Source organism: Amphritea pacifica, assembly GCF_016924145.1.
Taxonomy (GTDB): domain Bacteria; phylum Pseudomonadota; class Gammaproteobacteria; order Pseudomonadales; family Balneatricaceae; genus Amphritea; species Amphritea pacifica.
This window is the reverse complement of the sequence record NZ_JAFFZO010000035.1, coordinates 47,447-54,238: the sequence shown is the minus strand read 5'-3', so window position 1 is coordinate 54,238 and position 6,792 is coordinate 47,447. Positions and strand designations below refer to the sequence as shown.

General features: G+C 51.1%; 7 protein-coding genes and 1 rRNA gene. 7 read left to right on the top strand and 1 reads right to left on the bottom strand.

Annotated elements, in window-relative coordinates; genetic code table 11:
* The 3 genes from rrf to JW499_RS22875 all read left to right on the top strand — a co-directional run.
* A 5S ribosomal RNA gene (rrf, locus tag JW499_RS17910) occupies positions 1-98 on the top strand; the annotation flags it as partial.
* 612 nt (positions 99-710) lie between these two features.
* A complete protein-coding gene (locus JW499_RS17905; protein ID WP_205211869.1) occupies positions 711-971 on the top strand; it encodes an FAD assembly factor SdhE in 261 nt (86 codons plus the stop codon).
* Positions 949-1,401 (top strand): protein YgfX, encoded by a 453-nt coding sequence (locus JW499_RS22875; RefSeq protein ID WP_332874032.1) that lies wholly within the window; start codon positions 949-951, stop codon positions 1,399-1,401. The genes JW499_RS17905 and JW499_RS22875 overlap by 23 nt, the downstream gene beginning before the upstream one ends.
* Here JW499_RS22875 and nadB read toward each other — a convergent pair.
* Entirely contained in the window at positions 1,382-2,977 is a 1,596-nt protein-coding gene (nadB, locus tag JW499_RS17895) for an L-aspartate oxidase (RefSeq protein WP_205211867.1), read from the bottom strand. The genes JW499_RS22875 and nadB overlap by 20 nt on opposite strands.
* A 251-nt stretch (positions 2,978-3,228) precedes the next feature.
* Between nadB and rpoE the strand changes: the two genes are divergently transcribed.
* The 4 genes from rpoE (at position 3,229) to JW499_RS17875 (ending at position 6,667) form a co-directional block, all read left to right on the top strand.
* Positions 3,229-3,813: an RNA polymerase sigma factor RpoE gene (rpoE, locus tag JW499_RS17890; RefSeq protein WP_205211866.1), complete on the top strand. Its 585-nt coding sequence runs from the start codon at positions 3,229-3,231 to the stop codon at positions 3,811-3,813.
* Positions 3,814-3,932: 119 nt separating this feature from the next.
* Positions 3,933-4,784 (top strand): MucB/RseB C-terminal domain-containing protein, encoded by an 852-nt coding sequence (locus JW499_RS17885; RefSeq protein ID WP_205211865.1) that lies wholly within the window; start codon positions 3,933-3,935, stop codon positions 4,782-4,784.
* 6 nt (positions 4,785-4,790) lie between these two features.
* Positions 4,791-5,225 carry a SoxR reducing system RseC family protein gene (locus JW499_RS17880; protein WP_205211864.1) on the top strand — a complete coding sequence of 145 codons (435 nt, stop codon included), beginning with the start codon at positions 4,791-4,793 and terminating at the stop codon, positions 5,223-5,225.
* Between the two features lie 38 nt (positions 5,226-5,263).
* On the top strand, positions 5,264-6,667 hold the full coding sequence (locus JW499_RS17875; RefSeq protein WP_205211863.1) for a DegQ family serine endoprotease: 1,404 nt from the start codon (positions 5,264-5,266) through the stop codon (positions 6,665-6,667).
* Positions 6,668-6,792 lie beyond the last annotated feature (125 nt).

The window sequence follows — 6,792 nt, the reverse complement described above, 5'->3', positions numbered from 1 at the left end:
ATGGAACCACCCGATCCCTTCCCGAACTCGGAAGTGAAACGTCTTAGCGCCGATGGTAGTGTGGAGCTTCTCCATGCGAGAGTAGGTCATCGCCAAGCACCTAATACGAAACAGCCCCGATCATTGAGATGATCGGGGCTTTTTTCGTTCAGACGCCGCTACGCGGCTTGCCTCCCATAATCCCACAAGGGTGGATGATTGTTGTAGGAACTGCTCCAGCCGCGAGTGCTTATCGCCCCTGGAAGGGGCTCCTGCACTATCTGAAGACGCTAAGGCCCTGTGGGAGCGACGCCCCCGTCGCGATGAACCCCTGGGTATCGCCGCGAGGTACCCAAAGGGCATACCCGCGCGCCTCCCACAATCCCACAAGGTAGGTGGTTTTGTAGGAGCTGCTTCCTGCAGCGAGTGCTTATCGCCCCTGGAAGAGGCTCCTATACTATCTGAAGAAGCTAAGCCCCTGTGGGAGCGACGCCCCCGTCGCGATAGCTTTTTCTGGCAGGAGCCGAAGGTTCCGTTCTGGCAAGTGGTGCAGCCACGTCTAGCAACAGCTTTTATGCTACTGCTCTTATATGACTCTCGTCATTATTTATCTGCCCCATTTGCTGTTTGGCTTGCTAGGTGGGGGGATTGTTTTATATATTGCGTACCTCGCAATTCAGGCTTGGTGCGATAACCGCGAGAACTACTCTCCATAAATAAGCAGGTAGATAATGTACACCGAAGAAGATATTCGCCGTTTACGCTGGCAAAGCCGAAGAGGTATGCTGGAACTTGATGTGTTGTTTGTTCCTTTTGTTGACGAAGCTTTTCAGGATCTGGACCCTGAAGATCAGGATCGTTTTGTTAAGTTGCTTGCCTGTGAGGACACTGAGCTGTTTGTCTGGCTGATGGAGCGGGAAGAGGCAGAAGATCCCGATATTCAACGTATCGTGCGGATTATTCTGGATCGTGTTCAGCCCCCTGCAAGTTGAAATACATCCTTCCGTTACTGCGCGGTATCTGTTTCTGCTGCTTGCTGCGCTATCGGTTTTTTCGGTATGGCTCTCAGGTCTTAGTTTTACCTTTAAGCTCGTTCTATCTCTGGCCTGTTGCTGTTATCTGATCTATTGTTGGCCTCGTATAATTATGCTGACAGATGCAGGTTCAGTATCCGGTATTCGCTGGCTTGCGGAACGCAAAGCAGTGGTTGTCTGTTTGCGGGGAAGTGGCTGGGTGGAGGTTGAAGCAATACAGCAGCGACTGATTTCGCCTCTGCTGTTGGGGCTTAAGCTCAAAGTTCGCGACCAGCAGGGCTCAGTATCAGTGCTAATCTGGCGGGACAGCGTTACTGCAGCTCAATTCAGAAAACTGCAGGTTTTACTCAGGTTTGCACCGCCACCGGTCAGCGCCAGTCATAGTTAACCGGTGTCAGGATGGTATCTCTTGCTTCAGCCCCGCTCTTCGGATAATCAAGTGTATAGTGCAGGCCCCGACTCTCCTGGCGTTGCATCGCTGAACGTATAATCAGATCGGCAACGACAGCCAGGTTTCGCAGCTCCAGCAGATCCCGGCTAACCTTATAGTTACTGTAATATTCACTGATCTCCTGTTGTAACAGGTCAACCCGGTGTTTAGCGCGCTGCAGGCGTTTGTTTGTTCGTACAATGCCGACGTAATCCCACATAAAGCGACGCAGCTCGTCCCAGTTGTGGGCGATAATGACGTCTTCATCGGAGTTGGTTACCTGACTTTCATCCCAGGCGGGAATCTCTGGCAACTCTCCAAGAGGGTGGTTGTGACTGGTGATATGCCGGGCAGCGGATGAGGCGTAAACGATGCATTCAAGCAGTGAGTTGCTGGCGAGCCGGTTGGCGCCATGCAGGCCGGTAAATGAGGTCTCTCCGATAGCGTATAACCCTTCTACATCACTCATACCGTGCTGATTGGTCATGATGCCACCGCAGGTATAGTGGGCCGCCGGAACCACTGGAATCGCTTCCCGGGTGATATCGATGCCATACTTGAGGCAGCGCTCATAGATTGTTGGGAAATGCTGTTTAATAAACTCGGCCGGTTTATGAGATATATCGAGAAAAACGCAGTCACAACCCAGGCGTTTCATCTCGTGGTCGATCGCTCTGGCGACGATATCGCGGGGGGCAAGTTCGCCGCGTTCGTCAAACTTATCCATAAAACGGCTACCATCCGGTAGTCGCAGTTTGCCGCCTTCGCCTCGCACTGCCTCAGAGATCAGAAACGATTTTGCTTGTGGGTGATAGAGGCAGGTCGGGTGAAACTGATTAAACTCAAGATTACCAACCCGGCAACCTGCCCGCCAGGCCATCGCAATACCGTCTCCTGAGGCACCGTCGGGGTTGCTGGTATAGAGATAGGCTTTGCTCACACCTCCGGTCGCCAAAACGGTTGAGCCTGCTTTAAACACATCTACATGGCCGGTGTTGTGGTTAAGGACGTATGCGCCGATACAGCGATTATCAGGCAGGTTAAGTTTATGTCGGGTGATGAGGTCTACTGCAATGCGGTCTTCAAACAGGTCGATGTTGCTGCAGGCCTTCGCCCGTTCAATCAGCGTCTGCTGAATGGCCTGACCTGTGGCGTCGGCAGAGTGAATGATGCGGCGGTGACTGTGTCCACCCTCTTTGGTCAGGTGGTATTCATTACCTTCCTGGGTAAATGGAACACCTTGCTGGATCAGCCAGTCGATACTTTCTTTGCCATGCTCGACGGTAAATTTAACGGCGTCTTTGCGGCTGAGGTTTGCCCCGGCAGTGATGGTATCCTGGATATGTGCCTGAGTACTGTCAGTATCATCCAGTACCGCGGCGACCCCCCCCTGAGCCTGATAGGTAGAGCCGCTGGTCAGGCTGGCCTTGCTGAGTACAGCAATTCTGAAGGTGTCAGGCAGTTGGAGGGCAAGTCCGAGTCCGGAAGCGCCACTACCAATTATCAGGACATCATACTGAAACTCATCACTCATTGCTGACTCTCTACTGCTATCGATATAAGTGGCTAATTATTGCCCGAACCGGTGACGGGGGCCAGTGTGGGGGTGAAAATATTGAATTTTTTTTCAACATAATGGAACTTAGTTACGCTACAGGGCTCTTACGATATAACTTAAGTTCAGCTCTGGTAAAGGGTTGCATAAAACAGGGGGTGGCATTCATACTTCCTTGAGGCTGTAAGCAGCTACATTAGTTTGGAACTGTTCATACAATAAGGAATCGAATGTCCAGCGAAAGCCAAACATCGATAGATCATAAGCTGGTCAGGCGTGTTCAGGAAGGTGATAAAACCGCCTTTGATCTGTTGGTAAAAAAATACCAGCATAAAATTATTGGCCTGATTGGGCGGTATGTGTACGACCATCATGAAGCGATGGATGTGTCACAGGAAGCGTTTATTAAAGCCTACCGGGCGCTGCCGAATTTTCGTGGTGACAGTGCTTTCTATACATGGCTTTACCGGATTGCGATCAATACCGCTAAAAATCATCTGGTGGCAAAGGGGCGGAGACCGCCGGATATGGATGTCGATGTTGATGATGCGCACCATATAGAAGGTGATAGCGGGCTAAAAGATATTGAGACCCCGGAGAACAGTTTGTATCGGGATGAACTGGCCAGAGTGGTCAGGGATGCGATGGATAAACTTCCACAGGATCTCAGAGCGGCGTTGTCACTGCGCGAGTTTGACGGGCTGAGTTATGAAGATATTGCTCAGATTATGGATTGTCCGGTGGGTACCGTGCGCTCACGAATCTTCCGGGCCCGGGAGGCGATTGATAAGGAGATCGCCCCCTTATTGAATTAAAGCAATGGTTTTTATTGTAGTACCGGACCGTTGAATTGAATTGTTTAACAGAGTGAACTGGGTGTAATGACCTCACCGGACACTGTTAAGCAGATACTTAATCCGTTAGGAGTTGGCTAATGAGCGAACAACCCAGAGAAGCGCTTTCTGCATTGATGGACAATGAAGTGGGTGACTTTGAGTTACGCAGCCTGTTAAAGCAGAGTGCTGACAATAAAGAGTTGTCCGGACAGTGGCAGCGTTATCATCTGGCCAGTTCACTACTGAAGAATGAACAGTTGGGTGCCGGTGATATCAGTGCCGCAGTAATGGATGCTGTTGAGTCTGAGCCCACGTTTAGTAAGACAACGGCTGACTCTCCGGTGAACACTGGTATTTCGGGTAAGAGCTTCTTTAAACCGCTGATTAGTATGGCTGTTGCCGCATCGGTTACTGCGGTGGTTATTCTGGGAGGGCAGAATTTCGGTGTTAATTCGCCATCTCCTGTGGACAGCGGCCTGGCTCAGGCGCCTGAGCCCAGTACGGCTACTGTGAAGCCGAGCTTTGCTCCCTCCCGCGATCTGATGCGTGCTCAGTTTGGAGCCCCTCGCCTATCGCATCAGAGTGGTAACAGTGATGACAATATCATCCGTTTTAATGCCGGGTTAAACAGTTATATCCGCCAGCATAATGTGTTGCGCGAGGGAAAACTGGTGAGCTCTTCTCCAGGCTGGATTCCGGAGGGGTATACCCCGGTTAAAAATGCCATGGCTCCGGGGGCTGAACTGACCGTATTCAGTAATGGGGTTAACTCTTTTACCCTGAGTATTGAAAGGACGGGTGATGCGGCTGTTCCTGAAGGCGCGACACAGCTGGGTAATATGGTTGCGATCGGGAAGAAAGTGGATGATCAGTTCTTCGTCACCGTCGTGGGCGATGTGCCTCTGATGGTTGCCGACCGTGTGGTTAACTCTATTGAGAAGATACAGTAATTCACCATGCTTGAAGAAAATGGCCGTGTAGTGCGTCTTGAAGACGGGACGGTATGGGTTGAAACGATTAAGCAAAGTGCCTGTTCCAGCTGTAGCGCTCAGAAGGGGTGTGGGCAGAGTTTATTAGCCAGAATAGGTGATGGTAAACGGCTGGAGATTCAGGTTGATAACCCTCAGCATCTCGAGGTCTGCGTGAATGATGAAGTGACCTTGGGCGTGGGGGAACGATCTTTTCTCACCGCATCCTTGCTGGTTTATCTGCTGCCCCTGTTGGCGATGTTTATCACAGCAGTGGCAGCGCAGCGTTACGGCCTTTCCGAACCCGGTGTTATTTTAAGCGCTGGCTTCGGTCTGGCGGGTGGATTTGTCATAACACGATTTATCTCCGGCCGAATAAGCCGGAACTGCAGTTACCGGCCGGTGCTGCTTCGCAGAGTCTGATTTACATAGAGTAATAACTGATATACAGGATAAACGATATGAAACTAGTCAGAGCGACTTTTAGTCTGGTTCTTTTCTGTTTGTGTGTGAGCAGTGTGCATGCTGCGCTGCCAGAATTTAAGGATCTGGTTAAGCAGGCTTCCCCTGCTGTAGTTAATATTAGTACGGTCCAGCAGATCTCCAGCCAGGTTCAGGGGATGCCGGATATGCAGCTCCCGGATGGTCAGGATATTCCGGATATCTTCCGTCATTTCTTCCGCATCCCTGAGGGCTATGGCAATGCGCCGCGGCATAAAGCTCCTCAGTCTCTCGGGTCGGGCTTTATCATCTCTGAGGATGGTTACATTCTGACCAATCACCATGTGGTGGCAGATGCGGATAAAGTGATCGTTCGTCTGAGCGACCGGCGGGAACTCGAAGCTAAGATAATCGGTTCTGATAAGCGTTCAGATGTGGCGCTGTTGAAGATTGATGCAACGGATCTTCCAGTGGTAAAAATTGGTGATTCAGACAAAGCTGAAGTAGGTGAGTGGGTACTTGCTATCGGTTCGCCATTTGGGTTTGACCACTCCGTTACCGCAGGCATTATCAGCGCTACAGACCGCAGTCTGGCAAATGAAACCTATGTGCCATTTATACAGACTGATGTTGCGATTAATCCGGGTAACTCCGGTGGTCCCCTGTTTAATATGCAGGGCGAGGTGATCGGCATCAACTCTCAGATCTATACCCGTTCTGGCGGCTTTATGGGGCTGTCTTTCTCCATCCCGATGAATGTTGCGATGGAGGTGGTCGATCAGCTCAAAGATAAAGGTAAGGTAAGCCGGGGCTGGCTGGGTGTTATCATTCAGGAGGTGAATCGCGATCTGGCTGAGTCTTTTGGACTGGATAAGCCCGGTGGTGCGCTGGTTGCCAAAGTTCTGCCCGACAGCCCGGCAGAAGCTGCAGGTATTCAGGAAGGCGATATTATCTACAGTTTCAATGGCAACATGATCGATCGTTCCGGTGATCTGCCACACCAGGTTGGACGCATTCCACCTGAGACTGATGCCCGGGTTGGGGTTGTCCGGGATGGTAAGAAACAGACTATTACTGTGACCATCGGTCTGTTGCCCTCACAGGGTGAGGAGCTGAAAACAGCAGGTCAGATGGAAGAAAAAGCATCGGCCAACCGTTTGAATATTCAGGTCAGTGAGCTGGATGATCAACTGCGCGAACGCCTTAGTGTGACAGAGGGGGTTGTGGTTCGTCAGGTCGCGAATGGCGCCGGTGCAGATTCTGGTCTGATGGTGGGTGATGTGATCACCATGCTCAATGGTGAAGAGATCGATTCAGTCGATACCTTTGCCGGTGTTGTTGAAGCATTGCCGGATAATAAAGCGGTGCCGATGCGCATAGTACGCCGTGGCAGTCCCATGTTTATCCCCCTGAAACTCAAATAGACCACAGTGATTCAGAGGGGCTTCAGGCCCCTCTGTTTATTTTCCGATCTGTTTCTCTTTGATGGTCGTTACAGCTGAAATACGGTACACTTGCCCGCTTCAGAATTGCGCCCTGACGATGGGGT

Coding starts and splice junctions, on each gene's coding strand:
- nadB (WP_205211867.1), bottom strand. CDS start 2,977: ATGAGTGATGAGTTTCAGTATGATGTCCTGATAATTGGTAGTGGCGCT.
- rpoE (WP_205211866.1), top strand. CDS start 3,229: ATGTCCAGCGAAAGCCAAACATCGATAGATCATAAGCTGGTCAGGCGT.
- JW499_RS17875 (WP_205211863.1), top strand. CDS start 5,264: ATGAAACTAGTCAGAGCGACTTTTAGTCTGGTTCTTTTCTGTTTGTGT.
- JW499_RS17880 (WP_205211864.1), top strand. CDS start 4,791: ATGCTTGAAGAAAATGGCCGTGTAGTGCGTCTTGAAGACGGGACGGTA.
- JW499_RS17905 (WP_205211869.1), top strand. CDS start 711: ATGTACACCGAAGAAGATATTCGCCGTTTACGCTGGCAAAGCCGAAGA.
- JW499_RS17885 (WP_205211865.1), top strand. CDS start 3,933: ATGAGCGAACAACCCAGAGAAGCGCTTTCTGCATTGATGGACAATGAA.